At 65.6% G+C, this 1,869-nt stretch carries 2 protein-coding genes; one reads left to right on the top strand and one right to left on the bottom strand.

Annotated features, from left to right (window positions below):
* Positions 1 to 6: 6 nt before the first annotated feature.
* Complete coding sequence (locus tag ACFC79_RS38210; protein WP_376249883.1) at positions 7 to 387, bottom strand: LexA family protein; 381 nt, start codon at positions 385 to 387, stop codon at positions 7 to 9.
* Between the two features lie 189 nt (positions 388 to 576).
* On the opposite strand from ACFC79_RS38210, the gene ACFC79_RS38205 reads away from it, so the two are divergent.
* Positions 577 to 1,806 (top strand): hypothetical protein, encoded by a 1,230-nt coding sequence (locus tag ACFC79_RS38205; RefSeq protein ID WP_376249881.1) that lies wholly within the window; start codon positions 577 to 579, stop codon positions 1,804 to 1,806.
* Positions 1,807 to 1,869: the final 63 nt, after the last annotated feature.

Below are 1,869 nucleotides of genomic sequence, written 5' to 3'. Positions count from 1 at the left end.
CGAGCTTCAGCTACTGCTCGCAGCCTGGGCCGGCGCATGCCCCACCTGCCACCGCAACATACCGACCAGCACGCCAACCTGACCAAGCCCTACTAGGGCGAAGAGCCCTCCACCGTCGACCAACCGGTGCGGCAGTTCAAGGACATCCGCCACGTCCTGCTCGGGCGGATCGCTGTTGGCGGCCCGATCTCCGCCGAGCAGGGGGACATGCGCGGTGGCCGGGTACCGTGCCGGCAGCGGTGTCCGCGTCGTTGACCGGTTCCCCAGCCAGTGCGTACGCGCGGCCGGTGTGTCCTTGCGGATCACGCCCTTCTTCTCCAGCGCTGCAAGTCGGTGGGAAACGCTGAACGTGCTGGATAGCCCAACGGCCTTGCCGATGTCGGTCACGATGGCCGCGACCCACTCACAGGACCCCGTCGCACGGAGCTTCATGCCCCGGCGACGGGGTTCTTCTTTTTTACAAGCAGATCGGCGAAGCCGATCTCGGATGCCTCCCGGAAGAGTACGGCCCACCGAACGGTGCCGCGCCGTGCAGAGCTCTCGCATCCGATATTTCCGCCGCTCGGGGAGGCAATCATGTCCGAGAACAGCGAACGCGTGCTGTTGCACGTCAAGTTCCTCAACGAACAGATTGAGCCGACCGTCGAGGGTGTCAGGACCGGCGCGAGCTTCCGCGTCGTCGCACGTACCGCAGCCGATGGACGCGTCATGGTGTCCGGCTCCGTGTCGCACCGCGTGCACCGGATGCGCGCCTCCGGCAAGGTCTGCCGCTACTGGCAGACTCAGTGGGCGTTCTCGCTGCTGCGTACCAAGGCCGGCCTCGTCGTGCTGCGCGTGCTGGAGAACAACAGCAGGAGGAACAGGACCCGGCATCTCTTCGCCGGTGGCGAGTGCCAGCTCGAGGACCTGCTGTACCAGTTCGGGAGGCAGAGCCTGCTGGCTCCGATGTACCACTGCGAGTGGGACGCACACCGCCAGAATATCCGTTTCGTCGAGGGCGCCGAGTTCCAGGATGTCAGCGAAGGGAGGGTCCAGGCACAGATGGCTGCGGTCCTCCAGGACCTCCAGAGCGAGATCCTGCGCCTGATCGGTCATCTTCCGGTTCTCGAAGAGCGGTTCCCGCTGCTGAAGGAGGTCTCACCCCGAGGGCTCGGGCACTCGGGCCAGATGCACTTCCTGGACGCCGAGGACTACAAGGCGGTCGCGGAGAACGTGTTCGGCAAGACCCGGTACCGCAAGCCGCTGGCGCGCGAGATCCAGCGCTTGACCGAATACATGCTGACCAGGCAGGAATGGCATCGTCAGGCCCACGACATGAGCGTGCTGAACTGGTTCCGGCTGTTCCGCGGGCTCGTGCCGATCGACTGGATCATCGACTCGATGCGCCGCACCGAGACGAACCACGGTATCGACCTCAAGTCGGCCGAGCTCGTACAGGCCCGGGCGCTGTTCCGCCGCGTGCCTCAGCCCATCCTGGGCAGGATCCTCGCCGAACCGGTCGCGCAGAGCACCCGGGTCATCGGGGACACCGTGCGAGAAATCGGCGGGGAGCACTCGCAGTATCGCGATCTGGCCCTCCTGCCCGAGCTGATTACAGCCCGGGGACAGCGCCGCATCCGTGACTCGCGGGGCCTGGAGACCTTGGTTCGCTCGATACCTGTGAAGAAGGTGGAGAGCCGCTGGCTCGCGCGCTCGAACCGGGCAGTCAACGCCCTGATCAACGAGGCGAACGCCCTGCACCGGATGCGCGGCTACAACGAGCAGATCGCCCGGATTGAGGTTCCCCCGAGATGCGGGGAAAGGTGACAGCAGGTCAGATGGGTTTCATGAGAGGAGCCCAGACGATGCCTGCCCCGAGGAAATATCCGC

Source organism: Streptomyces sp. NPDC056061 (assembly GCF_042266885.1).
Lineage (GTDB): Bacteria > Actinomycetota > Actinomycetes > Streptomycetales > Streptomycetaceae > Streptomyces.
Note: the sequence above shows the minus strand (reverse complement) of the source record. Positions and strands in the feature narration are given on the sequence as shown.